This window comes from Vibrio sp. V12_P9A6T4 (assembly GCF_963874835.1).
Taxonomy (GTDB): domain Bacteria; phylum Pseudomonadota; class Gammaproteobacteria; order Enterobacterales; family Vibrionaceae; genus Vibrio; species Vibrio anguillarum.
Genome location: NZ_CAWNJO010000056.1, coordinates 18,441 through 37,658 on the forward strand (window position 1 = coordinate 18,441; position 19,218 = coordinate 37,658).

Annotated in this window: 18 protein-coding genes; 11 read left to right on the forward strand and 7 right to left on the reverse strand. The window is 43.5% G+C overall.

Features of this window, described 5'->3' with window-relative positions:
* Positions 1–290 precede the first annotated feature (290 nt).
* Positions 291–920 carry a CoA pyrophosphatase gene (locus AACQ42_RS09185; protein ID WP_017044764.1) on the reverse strand — a complete coding sequence of 210 codons (630 nt, stop codon included), beginning with the start codon at positions 918–920 and terminating at the stop codon, positions 291–293.
* Between the two features lie 65 nt (positions 921–985).
* A complete protein-coding gene (pabB, locus tag AACQ42_RS09190; RefSeq protein ID WP_017044763.1) occupies positions 986–2,377 on the reverse strand; it encodes an aminodeoxychorismate synthase component I in 1,392 nt (463 codons plus the stop codon).
* A 176-nt stretch (positions 2,378–2,553) separates the two neighbouring features.
* Between pabB and AACQ42_RS09195 the strand changes: the two genes are divergently transcribed.
* The 8 genes from AACQ42_RS09195 to AACQ42_RS09230 all read left to right on the forward strand — a co-directional run bounded on the left by AACQ42_RS09195 (position 2,554) and on the right by AACQ42_RS09230 (position 10,823).
* Positions 2,554–4,074, forward strand: coding sequence for a fumarate hydratase (locus AACQ42_RS09195; protein WP_010320695.1), 1,521 nt, complete (start codon positions 2,554–2,556; stop codon positions 4,072–4,074).
* Between the two features lie 104 nt (positions 4,075–4,178).
* Positions 4,179–4,364, forward strand: a complete 186-nt coding sequence (locus AACQ42_RS09200) for a hypothetical protein (protein ID WP_010320694.1) — start codon at positions 4,179–4,181, stop codon at positions 4,362–4,364.
* A 145-nt stretch (positions 4,365–4,509) separates the two neighbouring features.
* Complete coding sequence (locus AACQ42_RS09205; RefSeq protein ID WP_094166062.1) at positions 4,510–5,889, forward strand: YcjX family protein; 1,380 nt, start codon at positions 4,510–4,512, stop codon at positions 5,887–5,889.
* A complete protein-coding gene (locus tag AACQ42_RS09210; RefSeq protein ID WP_013856781.1) occupies positions 5,886–6,911 on the forward strand; it encodes a YcjF family protein in 1,026 nt (341 codons plus the stop codon). Before AACQ42_RS09205 ends, AACQ42_RS09210 begins: the two co-directional genes overlap by 4 nt.
* 122 nt (positions 6,912–7,033) lie before the next feature.
* Positions 7,034–8,578, forward strand: a complete 1,545-nt coding sequence (gene tyrR / locus AACQ42_RS09215; protein ID WP_013856782.1) for a transcriptional regulator TyrR — start codon at positions 7,034–7,036, stop codon at positions 8,576–8,578.
* Positions 8,575–9,156: a ribosomal protein S5-alanine N-acetyltransferase gene (gene rimJ, locus AACQ42_RS09220; protein ID WP_017043610.1), complete on the forward strand. Its 582-nt coding sequence runs from the start codon at positions 8,575–8,577 to the stop codon at positions 9,154–9,156. Before tyrR ends, rimJ begins: the two co-directional genes overlap by 4 nt.
* 65 nt (positions 9,157–9,221) lie before the next feature.
* On the forward strand, positions 9,222–9,695 hold the full coding sequence (locus AACQ42_RS09225) for a DUF2947 domain-containing protein (protein WP_010320690.1): 474 nt from the start codon (positions 9,222–9,224) through the stop codon (positions 9,693–9,695).
* A gap of 141 nt (positions 9,696–9,836) precedes the next feature.
* On the forward strand, positions 9,837–10,823 hold the full coding sequence (locus AACQ42_RS09230; protein WP_094166063.1) for a GGDEF domain-containing protein: 987 nt from the start codon (positions 9,837–9,839) through the stop codon (positions 10,821–10,823).
* 10 nt (positions 10,824–10,833) lie between these two features.
* Here the strand turns inward: AACQ42_RS09230 and AACQ42_RS09235 are convergent, their stop codons facing one another.
* The 3 genes from AACQ42_RS09235 to AACQ42_RS09245 form a co-directional block, all read right to left on the reverse strand.
* On the reverse strand, positions 10,834–11,688 hold the full coding sequence (locus AACQ42_RS09235; protein ID WP_094166064.1) for an EamA family transporter: 855 nt from the start codon (positions 11,686–11,688) through the stop codon (positions 10,834–10,836).
* Positions 11,689–11,830: 142 nt separating this feature from the next.
* Complete coding sequence (gene alr / locus AACQ42_RS09240; protein ID WP_013856786.1) at positions 11,831–13,054, reverse strand: alanine racemase; 1,224 nt, start codon at positions 13,052–13,054, stop codon at positions 11,831–11,833.
* Positions 13,055–13,108: 54 nt separating this feature from the next.
* Positions 13,109–14,740, reverse strand: a complete 1,632-nt coding sequence (locus tag AACQ42_RS09245) for a methyl-accepting chemotaxis protein (protein WP_026028720.1) — start codon at positions 14,738–14,740, stop codon at positions 13,109–13,111.
* 404 nt (positions 14,741–15,144) lie between these two features.
* On the opposite strand from AACQ42_RS09245, the gene AACQ42_RS09250 reads away from it, so the two are divergent.
* Genes AACQ42_RS09250 through AACQ42_RS09260 form a run of 3 tightly spaced genes read left to right on the forward strand, consistent with a single transcriptional unit; the run spans position 15,145 to position 18,369 of the window.
* A complete protein-coding gene (locus tag AACQ42_RS09250) occupies positions 15,145–16,563 on the forward strand; it encodes an SLC13 family permease (RefSeq protein ID WP_026028851.1) in 1,419 nt (472 codons plus the stop codon).
* Between the two features lie 8 nt (positions 16,564–16,571).
* Entirely contained in the window at positions 16,572–17,909 is a 1,338-nt protein-coding gene (locus tag AACQ42_RS09255; protein WP_017044755.1) for an ATP-binding protein, read from the forward strand.
* Positions 17,896–18,369, forward strand: a complete 474-nt coding sequence (locus AACQ42_RS09260) for a response regulator (RefSeq protein WP_010317964.1) — start codon at positions 17,896–17,898, stop codon at positions 18,367–18,369. The genes AACQ42_RS09255 and AACQ42_RS09260 overlap by 14 nt, the downstream gene beginning before the upstream one ends.
* A gap of 50 nt (positions 18,370–18,419) precedes the next feature.
* Here AACQ42_RS09260 and AACQ42_RS09265 read toward each other — a convergent pair whose 3' ends face one another.
* Positions 18,420–18,629 (reverse strand): hypothetical protein, encoded by a 210-nt coding sequence (locus AACQ42_RS09265; RefSeq protein WP_013856790.1) that lies wholly within the window; start codon positions 18,627–18,629, stop codon positions 18,420–18,422.
* A 279-nt stretch (positions 18,630–18,908) separates the two neighbouring features.
* Complete coding sequence (gene cspE, locus AACQ42_RS09270; protein ID WP_010317961.1) at positions 18,909–19,121, reverse strand: transcription antiterminator/RNA stability regulator CspE; 213 nt, start codon at positions 19,119–19,121, stop codon at positions 18,909–18,911.
* Between the last annotated feature and the right edge of the window lie 97 nt (positions 19,122–19,218).

A 19,218-nucleotide genomic window follows, 5' to 3' on the forward strand; every position in this document is an offset into this window, starting at 1 on the left:
CTCATTTTTGGGAACAGGAAATAAGTCGAGCGCATTTTGCATAATTTTCTCATTCGAAAACTAGATCTAAATCATGTAACGTTCTGGCTTATTGAATGATATGTCAAAAACCCATTTTTGATCACGAAAATGGCGTGCTACATGTGAGTAATGTTAATGACTTGGATTAGTAAAAGTTATCAATATAATGCTTCGATTAACATTTATTCATGCCAAACGTTTGCTTTTGGACGGGATAAGGAAAAATAATCATCCGTGTTATTTAAACTTATGGTTGAATAGTTTGAATATTAATGAGGTTGAATAACTTGTTTTTGCAAAACATGAATGATCTGCGCTGTCATCCCCCAAATAAAATGATGTTGATAAGGGATGGCGAAAACGCGATGTCGTTGATTTTTTACTTGAAATAATTCGCTATAGAGTTTGTTTCGATCAAACAGGTGGTGGGCGGGAACTTCAAATATTTCGTCCACTTCATTGGTATCAATAATGGCCTTGTAATTGGGGTTGATAAAAGCAAGAAAGGGCGTCACTACAAATTTACTGACGGTAACCAATTCAGGCAGTTGCCCAAAAATAGTAATGTCGTTTGCTAGAATTCCAATTTCTTCTCTTACTTCACGAAGCGCAGTGATCTGCAGCGAGCCATCGACTTCCTCATATTTCCCGCCAGGAAAACTGATTTGTCCCGGATGATGTTTAAGGTGCGCAGCTCTCTTGGTTAATACCACATTTAAACCATTCTTCCGCTCAACAAAACCAATTAACACTGAAGCCTTGCGTAAGGTTTGAGGAGCAAGGTGTGCCACACGACGGATAGATTCTTCATGATAAGGCACAGGTTGTTGCAACTGAAAGCGCTGGATAAGCCGATCTTTTGTCAAGGGGGTCGCAGTCTGTACGCTGTTTCTCTTCATTTTCGTTACCTACTCGAATTTTGCGTCTATCTCTTTTTAGCCTAGTTCAATAAACCTTGGAAAGGTTAACGAGAATGTTCAAGCACAGGTAAAATGCGGCTCAGTTTATCCAGTGTCTCTTGATATTCAAGCTCACACTGACTATCGGCAACAATACCGCCACCAGCCCAAACGTGCAGTTGTTGCTTCTCTGCCACCAAAGTTCGGATAGCAATACTGCTGTCCATTGTCCCGTGGCGGCTAATATAGCCGATGCTGCCACAGTAAGCGCTACGGCGGTGAGGCTCTAACTCCTCAATAATTTCCATTGCACGTACTTTTGGTGCGCCAGTAATTGAGCCTCCTGGGAAGCTGGCTCTTAATAGATCGGCCGCGCAATAGGTGGAATCAAGTTCTGCGCGAATGGTACTCACAAGGTGATGCACGGCAGGAAAACTTTCAATATCGAACAGCTTAGGCACATGTACAGACCCCGGTTTTGCCACACGGCCAACATCATTTCGTAATAGGTCAACGATCATCAAGTTTTCTGCTTGATCTTTTTCTGCGCAAGCAAGGTCTGCCGCGTTAGCGGCGTCAATGCTGGGGTTATCGCTTCTTGGTCGGGTGCCTTTTATCGGCTTAGTTTCGATGATGTTGTGTTTGACCTGCATAAAACGTTCGGGAGAGACACTCAAAATCGCTGACTTCTCTAAGCGAATAAAAGCCGAAAATGGTGCGCAATTAAACGCTTCCAGTTTTTGATAAGCTTGCCATTCACTGCCTTCATAATGCGCTTGAAAACGCTGTGCAAGGTTGATTTGATAACAATCACCACTGAGCAAATAGTGCTGGATTTGCTCAAATTTCCGTTGGTAGCTCTCTTTACTCATGTTGGATTGCCAATCAGAGCGTAATACAAAATGGCCGTTGTTTTTGGAGTTCTGAGTGTTGAGCCACTGCCATGCTTCATCAATATGATTGCCCACCACGTAGGCGGCTTGGTGCAAATGATCAACGACCACAGCCCATTGATAGAGACCAATCGCCATATCAGGTGTGGATAGATCGTGCTCAGCAAGCGTTGGAATTCGTTCTATCTGCCGCCCTAAGTCATAGGCAAAATAACCGAGTGCACCGCCCACGAAAGGAAGGTCTATATCGCTTTGAACATCGGGCAAATACTGCTGCTGCAACTGTTTGAGCAGTTGGAATGGGTCTACCTGAGAATCATAACGAGACTGCGGTTCGCATACCGTCGTTTTACCCCCTTGTGTCACTAAGGTGACCAGTGGTTCAGCGACTAAAATATCAAAACGGCTATCGATATGCGTCTTAGAGCCGGAGCGCAACAGCATAGCCCACGGGCAGTCTTCGATTTTAGAAAACAATTGGTGAGCGAGATCGACATGGTAAGTCAGTGCGTTAACTTGGATATGATTGAATTCGTTGTTGTTCATTTGCGTAATTTGTGACAAAGAGACCGATCACTGCATGGCGTGTTGAGTAAAGCAAGAGTATCATAAAATGCAAATTAAAAGCTGCTACTTGATTGAATCACATCAATAAGTTGATTTTTTGCTGAGAAGCTTACCGCTTATTGAATGAGGAACACGCAACAGTCAAGGGAAGCATAACAATAACGAGGCACGCAATGACGGTAATTCGCAAGCAGGATGTGATCAGCAGTGTCGCTGACGCTCTTCAATATATCTCTTACTACCACCCTCTGGACTTCATTCAAGCACTAGAAAAGGCTTATCATCGAGAAGAGAGCCAAGCTGCGAAAGATGCGATCGCACAAATTCTCATTAACTCGCGCATGTCAGCAGAAGGGCATCGACCCATTTGCCAAGATACCGGCATCGTAACCTGTTTTGTCAACATTGGTATGAATGTGCAATGGGAGTCTGATCTCACGGTGCAAGAAATGATTGATGAAGGAGTTCGTCAAGCGTACACCAATCCAGATAACCCATTGCGCGCTTCTATATTAATGGATCCTGCTGGTAAGCGTATTAATACTAAAGACAATACGCCTGCTGTCGTTCATATCAATATGGTGCCAGGAAATAAAGTCGACATTCAAATCGCAGCCAAAGGCGGCGGCAGTGAGAACAAAACCAAGATGGTAATGCTTAATCCTTCCGATGACATTGCTGAATGGGTAGAAAAAACCGTACCCTTGATGGGGGCGGGTTGGTGTCCTCCGGGTATGCTCGGCATTGGTATTGGCGGCACCGCAGAAAAGGCGGCTGTGCTTGCAAAAGAATCACTGATGGAGCATATCGATATTCAAGAACTGATTGATCGTGGTCCACAAAATGCGGAAGAAGAACTGCGTTTAGATATTTTTAACCGCGTGAACCGTTTAGGCATTGGTGCGCAAGGGCTTGGTGGCTTAACCACCGTTGTGGATGTAAAAATCAAAACAGCGCCGACTCACGCCGCGTCTAAACCTGTTTGTATGATCCCTAACTGTGCGGCGACCCGCCATGTTCACTTTACGCTAGACGGTACGGGCCCTGCTGAACTTACACCACCAAAGCTAGAAGATTGGCCACAAATTGTGTGGGACGCAGGAGCAAGCGCGCGCCGCGTCAACCTTGATGCGGTTACTAAAGAAGAGGTTCAAGAATGGAAAACCGGTGAAACACTGCTTCTTTCCGGTAAGATTTTAACGGGCCGCGATGCCGCACATAAACGACTCCAAGCAATGTTGCAAAATGGCGAAGGGCTGCCTAAAGGCGTCGATCTTAAAGGTAAATTTATCTATTACGTTGGCCCCGTTGATGCGGTGGGTGATGAAGTTGTTGGTCCAGCAGGCCCGACCACATCGACACGTATGGACAAATTTACCGACATGATGCTTGATGAAACGGGCATTATGGGGATGATAGGCAAAGCAGAGCGTGGACCTGCGACGGTGGAGTCAATCAAAAACCACAAAGCGGTCTACTTGATGGCGGTGGGTGGCGCGGCTTACTTAGTGGCGAAAGCGATTAAGAAAGCACGCGTGGTGGCATTCGAAGATTTAGGTATGGAAGCCATTTATGAATTCGAAGTTGAAGACATGCCAGTCACGGTTGCGGTGGACTCGCGTGGCGCGAATGCTCACCAAATAGGCCCAGACACATGGAAAGTGAAGATTGCCGAAGCTCAAAAGAAAGCTTAATCTGATCTCATCGCGTTCTCACGATAACTGCAGCTTAGGCTGCAGTTATCGTCTATAAAATAAGTAGATGATTGAAATGCTCATTTGCAAAACTAGGAGGGTAGATGCCTCGTTTTATTAAAATATTACAAATTATTATCGCTATTGTGGTTGGGGTTTTCCTCGGCTATGACCTTATTCTACATGGCATCAGCATCTTCGATGATAAGTACGTCACAATCACCTGCGTGTTATGGGTGATGCTTGAGGCTGCATTGTTTGTGATTTATAAATTAATAGAAGATGATTGAGCCGATGTGAGCAGCTCAACACAGAACAGCGATTTTTTTGGACAAAAAAGCCTAAGCCTCTGATTCTTGTCAGGGGCTTTTTGTTCATCTCTGATTAAGGTGAATACACATAAAGTAGCGTCATCAAATGAAGTGGAGTGAGTGAATGAAGCACATTCGTCGAGAAATGACTGATTTAATTAACCGTGGATTAGATTCGCATGTTCGAATTGCTGTCACGGGGTTATCGCGAGCGGGGAAAACGGCTTTTATTACCTCCTTAGTGAACCAATTACTGCACACCTCTACCCATGATAATTTACCGCTATTTTCCGCAACGCGTGACCGACGCATTGTGGGTGCAAAACGTGTCCCTCAAACTAACTTAATGGTTCCACGCTTTGCTTACGATGAAGCGGTGTCACAGTTACACAGCGAACCGCCACATTGGCCTGTGCCCACTCGTGACGTCAGCGAAATTCGCCTAGCGATCAAATACAAACCTAAAAAGCGCAGTAAAAAATTATTTGGTCACACGGCCACACTTTATCTCGATATCATCGACTATCCGGGGGAATGGCTGTTGGATCTGCCTCTGCTCGAAATGACCTATGAACAGTGGTCAGAACAGCAGTTTTCAGCGCTAAGTGAACTACGTTCCTCATTAGCCGAGCCGTGGCTTGAAGGGTTAGCTAAACTTGATGTAACACAAGACGCCAATGAGCAAAAGCTTGCTTCACTGTCGATGCTGTTTACGGAGTATTTGCACGCGTGTAAAAATGCCGGTTTGCATTGGGTGCAACCGGGGCGTTTTGTGTTGCCGGGAGAGCTAGAAGGTGCGCCTGTTCTGCAATTTTTCCCATGCCGTAATCCGTACGGTGAAGACAAGCCGGCTCCCAATAGTAATTACAGCATGTTAAAAGCACGCTATGAAGAATACCAAAACAAGGTTGTGAAAGCTTTTTACAAAAATTATTTTGCCACGTTTGATCGGCAGATTGTGTTAGTCGATTGCTTATCTCCACTCAATGACGGCTACGACTCCTTTTTGGATATGCGTCGTGCGCTTGAACAGATTATGCATAGCTTTCGTTATGGTCGTAATGGTTTACTCAAGCGTCTGTTTGCACCCAAGATAGACAAAGTGCTGTTTGCCGCAACCAAAGCGGATCATGTCACCCCTGAACAACACCCGCATTTGGTGTCGTTACTGCAGCAGATGGTTCATCCTGCTTGGCAAAGCGCCGCCTATGAGAATATTGAGATGAGTTGCATCAGTATGGCATCGATACAGGCCACACAAGCGGGTTTTATTGATAGCGGTGAGCGCACCATTCCAGCCTTACAAGGTGTGACTCTCGATGGCGAAACTTTGACCATTTTCCCCGGTGATGTGCCGAAAAAGTTACCTAACAAAGAGTATTGGCAGCATCAAGGGTTTGAATTCACCAGTTTTAAACCAAGAGCATTTAGCTGTGATGAACCTTGCCCTCATATCCGTTTAGATAAAGCGTTGGAATATTTAATTGGAGATAAGCTGAAATGAGTGATTTAAAAACCAAGCAAATCTTTAATCAAAAATTAGAACCACAACAGAAGAGTACGCCAGAGCTTACGGCTCAACAGCAATTTCAAAATAATGAAGCCTTCATTCCAATGCCGATCAGCAATGAAGAGAGTGCTGCGGAAAAAGAGTTGGAGCAAATCATTCGTCCACCACAAGGTCGGAGATGGCGAGCTGCGGCATTAGTTATAAGCTTTGCAGGTTTAATCGGTTGGCAAGCTATCGATTCAGTTATCACGGCGATTCAATCAGCGGACTGGTTAGCATTAGGCTGGGCGGGATTTATTGCTGGTTTGGCATCGTTAGGCTTAAGTACCTTAATCAAAGAGCTGTGGAAGTTACGAGCACTTCGCCATCATTTTAGTATTCAAGAGCAAAGCGAACAGCTTATGCAAACCGACAGCGTTGGTCATGGGCTCGCGTTCTGCCAAGCTCTAGCTAAACAAAGTGGCATAAAAACCGAAAGCCCAGCCTATGATCGTTGGTTAAACAGCGTTAATGCCTCACACAGCGATGCTGAAATACTCGATATGTACGATGCTATGGTGGTGAGTGAACAAGATAAACAAGCAACCAAAATCGTCTCACAATATTCAACAGAAGCGGCAGCACTAGTGGCAATTAGCCCTTTAGCCATCGCAGATATGTTGTTAGTGGCATGGCGTAATTTCACTATGATTGATCAACTGGCAAAACTGTATGGAGTGCCATTGGGTTACTGGTCTCGTCTCTCTTTATTTAAGTCCGTATTGATTAATATGGCTGCGGCAGGTGCCAGCGAACTCGCCATCGACGCCAGCATGGATCTCCTTTCTATGGATTTAGCCGGAAAGGTATCCGCGCGGGCAGGGCAAGGTTTAGGAGTGGGAATATTGACCGCTCGTCTTGGTTTGAAAGCCATGGCACTGCTCAGGCCGATGGCATGGCAGCCAGACAGAAAAGTAAAATTAGGGGCGATTCGCAAACAGATCGTCGCAAGAATCGCCGCGCTTACGGTGAAATAAGCAACATTTATCAAATAATATGCCCGAATGTGAACCTCAAAACATGAGATAACTTGACGCCATACAAGGCTTGATAGAAACTACTGTCAACTTTTCCTGACACTTTTTATTAGGATTTTTAAGTGCGTCTTGAAGTCTCTTGTGAAGATAGACTCGGCCTAACCCGAGAACTGCTCGATATTCTTGCATCGAGAAACATTGATTTGCGTGGGATTGAAATCGATGTCATCGGCATTATTTACCTCAACTGCCCTGACATTGATTTTGAAACATTCAGTGAATTGATGGCTGAAATTCGCCGAATTTCTGGCGTAAAAGATGTTCGGAAAATTCAATTCATGCCCATGGAGCGGCATAACACCGAGTTAATTTCATTACTCAACAACGTGCCTGATGCGGTGCTGGCGATTGATCTGAAAGGGTTTGTTGATATGGCAAACTATTCAGCGTTATCGTTGTTTAACAAAACAGAGAAAGAGGTGATAGGGCAGCCGATTTCTGCATTATTACCTTTCTTTAACCTATCACGCTGGCTTGAAGGCAACAAAGCACGACAACGTGAGGAGATCGTGCACGATGGTCTCGATTATCTGATGGAGATGATGCCTGTTTATATTACGGGTGAGTCGAAAGAATCCACCTTGGCGAGTACCATGATGATGATTCGTTCTAAAAGCCCTAGCGGCGTCGTCGATGATGCTTTGCCCTTACACAATAACCTTGGTTTTGAACATTTTGTCGGAGTTTCTAACCGCCATAAAGCGCTCATTAGCCAAGCTAAGAAGCTGTCAATGCTTGATCAACCTTTGCTTATAGAAGGCGAAACCGGAACGGGTAAAGAGATGTTGGCCAAGGCTTGTCATAATCGCTCTCACCGTGCCTCCTTTCCTTTCTTAGTTCTGAGTTGTGCTTCAATGCCGGATGATGTTGCGGAAACGGAGTTGTTTGGTCATGCGCCAGGGTCATTTAATCATCAACAAGGCCATAAAGGTATTTTTGAACAGGCGAATGGCGGCACCGTTTTTCTCGATGAAATCGGGGAGATGAGCCCTCATTTACAAATTAAACTACTGCGCTTCTTGCAAGATGGTACATTCCGCCGCGTTGGTGAGGAGCATGAAGTTCATGTTAATGTTCGTGTGATTGCCTCGACGCGTCACAAGTTGGCAGATTTAGCCGAATCAGGCGCATTTCGTGAAGATCTTTTTTATCGTCTGAATGTGTTAACTCTCCGTATTCCTACTTTGCGTGAGCGGTCTAACGACATTCAGCCATTGCTTGAGCTGTTCGTGGCGAAACACATTAAGAAAATGGGTATGGTCAAACCACTACTAGCGGAAGATTTGGCGGATCAGCTCTCTCATTACCAATGGCCAGGCAACGTACGACAGTTGGACAACATGGTGCTCAGGGCGCTAACGGAGATGTCTGATAATCAGTTAACAGTGGATCTCTTCCATCTGCCGCAGCTTGAAACCGTTCATACTGGCAATACCCATGTAAATCTTGATGGCTCATTAGATGACATCATGAAAGAGTATGAATCTCAAATTTTGGAACGTTTATATCAGTCTTTCCCTTCAAGCCGTAAGTTGGCTAAGCGTTTAAACGTATCACACACCTCTATCGCCAATAAGCTACGCGACTACGGAATTAGGAAAAATTGATGCAGTCATGCAGCACCTTGTCCCAAGTGTATGAAGTGGACAATGATATTTTAGTGCGAACCGCAAAACTTGAAGATGCGGAGATGATCGCCGCCTATTTTACGAGTAATCGTGAACATCTACGGCCTTGGGAACCCAAACGAGAAGCGGCGTTTTTTGAGGCTCACGGTTGGGCGCAGCGACTGATTAAACTCGGTGAGCTGCATAAAATGCAATTAGGCTATTATTTGCTCATCATCGATATTAACAGTGGTGACATGCTTGGCACCATTTCGTTCAGTAACCTCTCACGCTTTCCATTTTATGCTTGTAATCTCGGCTATTCGTTAGCGAAGAATGCACAAGGTAAAGGCATCATGGGCCGTGCATTAAAAATGGCGTGCCACTACATGTTTAAGGTACAAAACCTACACCGTATCATGGCTGGTTATATGCCAATCAACAAACGCAGTGAAGCGGTGTTGATGAAAATGGGCTTTCAGGCCGAAGGTCACGCTAAAAATTATTTGCTCATTGATGGCCAATGGGAAGATCACAACCTAACAGCATTGGTTAATGCTGATTGGCGTCCAAGCTAATGGGTTATCGTTTTAAAAGTAAAGCGGCTATATTCGCAAGCCAGCTAAAACATTAAGGAAATTCAATGTCGTATTTGCCTTTGGATCAATACCAAAGAAAATGGATTTTCACTCACCAATCAATGCCAGTTCCTGAGCAAGATCTGGTGCATATTAAACCCATGTCTCAAGCCCGAGCGGCTCAGTTTTGGCTGGAAAATATCAGTGCTCAAAGCCCAGATTCAGAGAGGTTAAGTTCTCAAGATTGGCCTCGCAAAGCAGGCAGTTGGATCAATGAAATCAGTTGGATGAAAGAATGGGAAAGTGACGATGAATCATTACCCGTTGATATTTTGGCCCATATTGATTGGCAAAATGACGTGACCGTTTATTTTTGTTATGAAAAGTACAATATTATCGAAACCCAATGGTCGGTTTTTAAAAAATACTGGAAAAATTTCTTATTTTACGATGATGGACCAATCTTATTGGGGCGTCGCCGTGCTCAAGCGTTATGGTTTGGTTCAAATGGCAAAGTCAAATTGGGTAATAGAAAGTAACGAATAAACGAACAAAAAGCAGCTTAGGCTGCTTTTTGTTCGTTCTACAGTACTCGAAAGTTATTTAATTGATACAAACTTTATAACATCGCGCTACCCATTCTTTCCTATACTGATCATAAGAGATGTTCGGGAGGGCGCATGGACGATAAAATTCTCCAATCTGTTGTTGAAATTACGGGGCAGAAAAATGCGGTGTCATTGGGTTATTGTGTCATCAGCGCTCTAGTCGAGATGTTGCCTCTGAAATCGGCCTGCTTAGAACATTACATTGGACCTCATTCCTATGTCATTGCAAAAGCTACTATCTGTAGTCGTATACCTGGAAAATTTGAAATTAACTGGGAATATGAGGGCGAGACGGTTCCAAGTTATGAACATAACCATTCTGATATCGAGCCCAAAATAGAAGATTTGGGTACAAACGGATACCATTGCATTTACCCTATTGCGATCAACGATAGTTTTTCTGCTAGGTTGTCTCTGATTCTAAAAGTTCCGCCCAAACAATATCGAATGCTCATTGAAGGCTTTGTTAAAATTTACCAAAATTACGTTTTATTATTGCATGAAAATGAGCGTGACAAGCTGACAGGGTTGTTGAATCGAAGGACGTTAGAGGATAGGTTGCGCCTTAGCTTTGATGTGCTTCCTGAAATGGCGACAGTAGGCTCAGTGATGCCTTGGGTTGCCATCATTGATCTCGACCATTTTAAACGGATCAATGATAATTTTGGCCATCTGATTGGCGATGAAGTTTTGCTCTTGGTGGCTCAGCAAATGCAGAATTTTTTTCTTAATCAAGAACAACTGTTTCGGTTTGGAGGAGAAGAGTTCGTCATTATTTTTCCTGCCAGTGAGTATGAGGTCGTGCTAAACAGAACCGAGAGGTTTAGACAGCACATCGAGCAGTTTCGTTTTCCTCAGGTTCAACATATCACGCTTAGCATTGGTATCTGCTCTATCTCGCCAAGAGAATATCTCTCAACGATTCTAGATAGAGCAGACAAAGCACTCTACTTCGCCAAAAACCACGGCCGCAATCAAGTACAATGTTATGAAGACTTGTTGCGGAGCGGTGTATTCATTGAAAACGAAGAGGGGGACAGTAGTGCCGAACTATTTTGAACGGTTCACATTATTTCTTCGCCGATAGCGTGCTACCCATTGAGGCCGTGATGATCATCGTAATGGCGATCCATTGCGTTAAGCTTAATTGTTCTTGAAGAATAACTAATCCAGCTAATGCGGCGATGGCGGGCTCTAAGCTCATTAACACACTAAAGTGTTGTGTAGACAAACGCTTTAAAGCCGACATTTCTAGGCAATAAGGTACGGCGCTTGAAAGAATCGCGACAGATAACGCCATAGGCAGTATTGACCACGTAAAAATAGACGCCTCTGATAATACAACGCCGATTGGAAACGCAAACAGGGCCGCAATCGTCATTCCTATCGCAACGGTTGCGCCTCCAGAACCGACACTCCCCGCCCTTTGACCAAACCATATGTAGGCTGCCCAGCATCCGCCGGCCGCTAAAGCCAGTGCAACGCCAATCGGATCAAGTGCATCGACACCCGTTAGATCGGGCAATAAAAAAACAATACCCAGAATAGCAAGCGCAACCCAAATCAGATCTTTTTTGCGTTTAGATGAGAGAAATGCAATGAGTAATGGCCCTGAAAACTCCAACGCAACCCCAATACCAAGAGGAATTCGTTCAATAGCAAAATAGAACATCAGTTGCATGCCACCTAGGCTTGCTCCGTAAATGATCATTGAGCGCCATTGTGAAAGAGAAAGTCGTAACTGCCATGGGCGAAAAATTATTAACAGTATTAATGCAGAGAGACCAACGCGCAGTGCAATTGTTCCACCTGGGCCAACAATAGGAAATAACTGCTTGGCTAGTGACGCGCCAGATTGAATGGTGGTCATGGCCAAGAGTAGAGTTAACACAGCCAAGAATATAGGGGATTTAATCGGTCGCATGCGCATCCATATGAAATAAAAGAAACGGGCCGATTATGCCTGAAAAATAAAGGGGTTAATAGGAACAACGAGCGGTGAATTAAAAGGGGATACCGTGAGTGCAAAACACTCACGGACCAAAAGATAAATAAGTGGGCTTGGCTTAGTGGATGTAGAAACGAGGGTTTGCCGTTCCCCAAATCGTATACAGTTCAGGGAATATGAGCTCTGCGTTTTCTTCCAGCTCACTGACAGTGATTCGGCCTTGCTTTTGCGCGCCAAACAAGGTGACTTCCTGATTAGGAAGGACGCCTTTCACATCGGTTACGTCAACCAATGTGGTGTTCATTGAGGTTACTCCAACCACCTTTGCTCGTTGACCGTTAATCAATACGTCACCGCGATTGCCCATTTTTCTTGGGTAACCATCTGAATAGCCAACAGGCAGATTTGCCAAAACACTCTCTTTGGTTACGCGGTATGTACTGTCATAGCCAACAGTGCTTCCTTTAGGAAGATGATGCAATGACGCAATACGTGTTTTGAATGAGACGATTGACGGATATTCCGGGTTAGTTGGTAAGTCGCCATATAGGACGCCGCCAGGACGTACCATATCAAGTTGTGCTTCCGGTACATTGAGAGCAGTGTAGGAGTTGGCAACATGCAAAATCAGTTCATCGCGTTTTAGGTTTGCTTGCTGAATCAACCAAGCTGAATTGGTATTAAAACTGGCCAACTTGCTGCGGATTTCGTCTGGGTTGTAATTGGGGAAATGCGTCATTATCCCAACAATTTGTATGCCACTTTGAGTAGCAATCGCAATCGATTCTTGTTTTCCTGCATCGGTTGACATATCGATACCATTGCGTCCCATACCGCCATCATTTAATGCCAAATGTACTCTTATCGTTTTACCTTTTTGCTGGCTTAGCTGAGCGAGTTGCTCAGCTTGTATTTTACTACCGATGAGCTCTTCGATATCTAACTCGACACTTTGTGCGATTTCATCAATGCTCGCAGAGCGAACACGCATCAACTGGCCTTTAAACCCGCTCTCACGTACGGCTCTAGCCTCTGCATTACTGGTAATTGCGATACAAGGGATCCCTTGCGCGAGAATAGTTGGCATTAAACCGCGAATACCGTTGCCGTAAGCATCAGCCTTCATCACGGCGCAAATTTTAGTTTGGCTGTTGATGTGGCTCTTAAACTGCTCAATATTTTGTTTGAATTGGCCAAGATCGATCTCAAGCCAAGTATTGGATTGCTGAATTTCTTGTATAGAAGGCTCACTGACGTTAAGGCTCAAAGGTGCAGAAGTCGCTGAAAAAGAGGGTAAAGCCATGGCAATTGACAGTGTAAGAAAAGAGGCTTTGAAATTCATTCTATCTCCTAGGTAAGTAAAAACAAGAAAGCCCCGTTAGGGGCTGACTCTATTTTAGTTAAGTTTGAAACGCCCCATTGCGTCTTGCAATGTGACCGATAATTGACTGAGTTCGTGGCAAGCTTGCGCCGTTTGTTCTGAACCCTGCGCGACTTCTTGTGAAGCCGTATGGATATTTTCAATGTTGCGGCTTAGTTCATCGGCAACGGAATCTTGTTCACTACAAGCACTGGCGATTTGTGTTCCCATATCCGCAATTTGAGCTACTGAGTTTTCAATTGAAACCATCAATTGCTGCGAGTGGGTTCCTTGAACGACGCAAGAGTCAATGCTGACGCGCGAACGTTCGGTTGCTTCTTTTGCTTCGCCTGCCATGGTTTGTAATTTTTCAATAATGGTTGTGATTTCGCCAGTTGAAGCTTGAGTTCTTCCCGCAAGGGTGCGCACTTCATCGGCAACAACAGCAAAGCCTCGGCCAGATTCACCAGCGCGGGCTGCCTCAATCGCAGCGTTCAGTGCCAATAGGTTTGTTTGCTCAGCGATGTTACGAATAACGTCAAGTACCACGTTAATTTGTGTGGATTGTTGTTCTAAATTTGCAACGGTTTCGCCAGCCTGACCAATAATTGTAGCCACTTGTTGAATGGAGCTCACCATCGCGGCATTGTCTGTCGCACCCTCTTTGGCTTTAGTGTTGGCACTACTTGCTTGTGATGCTGAGTCTTCCGTGTTGCGTGCTACATCGGCCACTGCGGCTTTCATTTGCGTCATCGCTGTTGCGACTTGTGTGATCTGATATTGCTGCTCTTTCATACCTTGAGCTGAGATATTGGAGATTTGACTCATCTCTTCCACAGCACTACTCAGTTGTGTTACAGCGGAGATGATCTCTTCGATCAGTTGACGTAAATTGTTCTGCATCTTTTGTGAGGCATCGGCAAGTTCACCTAATTCGTCATTGCCAATAGCATTACGATCGATCTGTTTTGCTAAGTTACCTTCTGCAATCGCGTTTGCTTGGTCAACAACTAATCGTAAAGGTCCACAAATTATGCGAGTCAAGAAGAGGGTGATAATGACCATGACGACGATAATGGAAACATTACTGATACTTGATGAAGTGTTCAGTGTGTCAACTGCTTTAAGAATATAGCTTTTGTTGCCATCCATTGCTTTTTGCAAGATGCCAATCAGCGTTTTTATGTCGGCTTCAATATGACGAAAATTATCGAGAGATTGGTTTAGCAGTTTATGCGCACTATTTTTGTCATTGTTCGCTAAAGCCTGATTAAACTGAGTCATGATCGTTGTGTAACTATCCCAATTAGCCATCAAACTCTTGAATGTTTGCTCCTCTTCTCCTGGCCAAACACTTTTTCCATACTGTTTTAAACCTGCATCAACCTCTTGTTGTAATTGACGGCTAGTCACTAGGCGTTGTTTCACTTCGTTTATATCATCGGTGAGCAAGGAAGCAAACTGCGTACGACGCCAATAGGAAAGTTTATCTCCCATAGAATCTACGTGTTGTAGTGCAGGCAGTGTATCGTCGGCAAAATTCACCAACTGACTTTTGACTTCTTGGAGTTCGCTATATAAAAACCAAGCGAAGAGGATGTTGATTAAAGCGATGAGGCTAAATGAGCCTGCAATTTTCTGTCTGATGGATAGATTTTTTAAAAACATGAATGAGTTACCTTTGATTGTTTTTGTCAAAAGTCGCTTGAGCGAACAACATCCATTTACCGACAATGTGATCTACATCCTAATTGGTCGCGGATATTATCATGTTATCTATAAATTGACGATACCTATACTATTAAAGTAGCAGATGTTTGATTGTGCAAAGATAAAACGATTGATTAATTTTAATGATGTGAGGGTGGTTGATTATTGGTTTAACACCTAAGAGTGGTGAGAGGATTTGCAAGCGACCCCTCATTCTGAGTATTTGCCTTAGTGGTAATCGTTGTTCATTGATCTAACACCAAACTTTTTGCTGAGTAACTGTAACATAATGGCAACGTTGTTCGAGATTCAAGTACACCTCTAATTATCGTTTCTATGAGTACTCAGGAAGAGTTTATATGGTGCGTCCTTACTTAAAATTTATCATCCCTATTTTAGTTCCATTACTTATTTTATTGTTGCCTATGACCGCTTTCCCTTTTGAAGGGATGACTGTAATACAGCAGCGAGTGATTGCCATCTTTTTGCTCGCCGCTCTTTGTTGGGTATTTGAACCGATCCCAATCTATGCCACATCGGTAGTCGTGATCGTGCTAGAGATCCTAATGGTATCGGATAAAGGTATCTGGTTTATGAGGCTTGCTGAGGGAGAAGCTCATTTTGGTGGCTTGCTAAAACATACTGATATCATGGCGACGTTTGCCAGCCCAATTATTATGTTGTTTTTGGGTGGCTTTTTCTTAGCCATGGCCGCCACTAAGTATCGCTTGGATGTCAACCTTGCACGAGTGCTGCTCAAACCATTTGGCCAGAATCCCAAGTATGTCATGTTAGGCTTGATGTTAATTACTGGCATCTTCTCGATGTTTATGTCCAATACCGCAACAACAGCGATGATGCTTTCCATCTTAACGCCAGTCATCGCAGTGTTTGGCCCAAAAGATCCAGGGCGAATTGCTTTTGCTTTGTGTATTCCGGTCGCCGCTAATATTGGCGGTATAGGTACGCCAATAGGTACTCCTCCCAATGCGATCGCATTGAAATATCTGGTCGGTGAAAATTTAATTACCTTTGGTGAATGGATGGCCTTTGGGGTGCCGTTTGTGATCATAATGATGGCACTCGCATGGGTATTGATTAGCGCCATGTTTAAAGCAGAGCAACAAAAAATTGAATTGACCATTAAAGGTAAATTTTTAAAAACACCAAAAGCCATTATTGTGTATGTCACATTTGCTCTGACCATTCTTCTTTGGTTGATGGGCTCAACCCATGGTATGAACTCTTATACTGTTGCACTGATACCCGTGGCTGTCTTTTCTCTTACTGGCATCATCAACAAAGAAGATCTAAAGAAAATTTCTTGGGATGTGCTGTGGTTAGTGTCTGGTGGTATTGCGCTAGGACTTGCATTAGACAAAACGGGGTTAGCGCAACTAGTGGTGAACAGCATTCCTTTTGCGCAGTATTCACCTTACGTTGTTTTATTTGGTGCGGCATTTTTGTGTCTCATTATGGCCAATTTTATGTCACATACCGCCACCGCGAACTTATTAATGCCCATTATGGCCGCGCTTGGTGCTTCAATGACTTCGCTTACTCCACTAGGTGGAGAAATCACGTTGATTCTCGTGGTTACCTTTGCTGCATCACTTGGTATGTCATTACCTATCAGTACACCACCTAATGCGTTGGCGCATGCTACCGGGCACGTTCAAAGTAACCAAATGGCTAAAGTAGGGGTTGTCCTCGGTGTGATTGGGGTGCTGCTCAGTTTTGTTATGGTTTGGTTACTTCATGCGGTTGGTCATATCGGTTAGGTAGCATTATGTCGGATAAAAGACTTGTTGCACTCATTGATCGTTATTTTCGCCATCCTGAACGGATGGTGAAACTGCCTTCGGGAAGTATTGTCATTGAGCAAGAAGGTTATAATGATCGACTCTATTTCGTATGGTCGGGAGAATTGAGTGGCTATTACAATGAAAAAGGCGATAAACCGATAAAAGTTTTTTCAGCCGGTGCGGGTGCTTTTATTGGCGTGCACAGTTTTTTTTCTGGTGAATGGATAGCTTCTTCAACAGTGGTGGCTGAATCTACGGTAGAGCTTGCCTGGATCGACCGAACTACGGCCGTCTTAGAAGAAGATCAATATGGACCTTTAACCGCCCAGTTTACCCCCGTTATTGTGAATGAATTATCCCGCCGTCAACGACGCGCAACTCAAGAATCAGTGGCAAAAGAAAAAGCATTAGAAAGGTTATATTCGGCTGAGCAAATGACGACCTTGGGCCAGTTAGCGGCGGGCATTGCCCATGAATTGAACAATGCCATCGGGGTAGTGAGTAGCAAATCTGAGCGATTAGAAGTACTGTTTATGGAGCTGCTCGAAGAGGTTCATCCTGAAGCGAGCCTCTTTTTCGATTTTGGCTTGATGTATGGTCAGAAAGTATCGTCAAACGAAGCTAGAAGGCGAGGTGCTCTTTTCGAAAAGCAATACGCCCTGCCTAAAAATGTGGCAAGAGATTTAGCAAAAGCGGTTCCAGAAGACTACTTATCTTCGCACTGGCTGAAAAATCCACATTTAGCTATCCGTTATTGGCAAATGGGCCGTGACTTGCATGATTTACGTTTGGCCTCTAAACATACTGTTGGCATTGTTAAATCAGTAAAACAACTGGGCCGAACTGAAATTACTCAAGATGAAGAGTTCGATATTAACGATACGATCAATCGAGCATTGGCACTATTACAGAGTGATTTACGACGTGTCAGTGTCCGTATTAGGCCAGCTGCATTACCCTTATTTAAAGGATCTCAGACAGAGCTGGTACAAATTTGGGTAAACATCATCAAAAATGCCTGTGATGCGATGGCTAACATAGCAGAGCCAATGATAGAGATACAAACCAAATTAAGTAAACAACGTATATTGGTAACCATTGCTAATAACGGTCCTGAAATTAACGAAGCCACTAGACGGAAAATATTCCAACCAAGCTTCACCACCAAAAAAGGAGGGTTGTCGTTTGGTTTGGGACTAGGGTTATCAATAGTGAAACGCATTGTTTCTGGGTATGGTGGAAATGTCGTACTCAAAAGTGACAATGAAAGAACAATATTTAGAATTAAATTACCCACGGAGAGCGATTATGGAGAAGCTTAATATCATTTGTGTCGATGATCAAAGGGAAGTATTAAGTGCGATACTGCAAGATCTTCAACCACTCACTTCTTGGTTGAATATTGAAGATTGTGAATCGGCTTATGAAGTATTGGATCTAATGGATGAGTTTGACGAACAAGGTGAGCATATTGCGCTGCTGATGTCAGATCATGTGATGCCAGGAAAGACAGGAGTCGAATTATTAACCGAGGTCGCAGCAGATTCCAGATTTAAGAAAACAAAGAAAATTCTGTTAACAGGGCAAGCAACACACACAGATACGATCAATGCGATTAACACTGCAGGTGTAAATAGGTATTTTGAGAAACCATGGAATGCGAAAGAGCTGGTAGATTGTGTTCGCACTTTAGTGACAGAATTCATCTTTGAAGTAGGTTTAGATTATAAAGACTATCACAACGAATTAGATCAGAAAATAGTGCTAGCAAAACTGAGATAAGTGAATAATGCCCAAATAACTTTAACGGCGGCTATTAAAGTGTTTGGGTATTAATCGATGATATTAAAATGGCCAATAAGCTTGTCATCAGCATTCAATATTTGTCCTTGAGAAGATTCTTCATCATAAATAAAATTGAGATGAAGAGTGTCTAAATTGCAATTTATCTGACTTAATATATGACGTGTCAATATGTCACTATTAAGTTGATGAATAGTCGCATTCCAAGAGCAATGTTTAATATTAAAATGAATATTCATAGTGAGCGTAATTTTTGTGTTGCTTTAGATTTAGCAAACCAAAAACGCTTTCTACCAGTTGTACGAGACATAGTAGATCTCCTTTGTAAAAATGGAAATATTACATAGATAGAAATAGGATTGTCAAAACGGTTTATGCAAAAATGGCTGAATGTTCGAACGGGATAAGCAGAGGGAACGGAGCAGAAGTTTGAGCGATAACGTTGATAACTATAATTTATAATCTAGGTAAAAATAAGAGCGCTGGCGTGGTGCCAACGCTCACACATTCATGCGAAATTATTCAGCACGTACGTTAGCAGCTTGAGGACCTTTAGCACCTTGTTCTACAACAAAAGATACTTTTTGGCCTTCTGCTAAAGTTTTGAAACCTTCAGAAGCGATAGCGCGGAAGTGTACGAATACATCTGGACCGCCGTTGCTTTGAGAAATGAAACCAAAACCTTTAGTTTCGTTGAACCATTTTACAGTGCCAGTAGTAGTGTTAGACATGTTATGTCCCTTATAAAAATAAAAAATTTTAAAATACAGGTGTTGCTTTGAGACGAATTATTTAAATGAGACCATGAAACTAGAGGACACTTTGAAT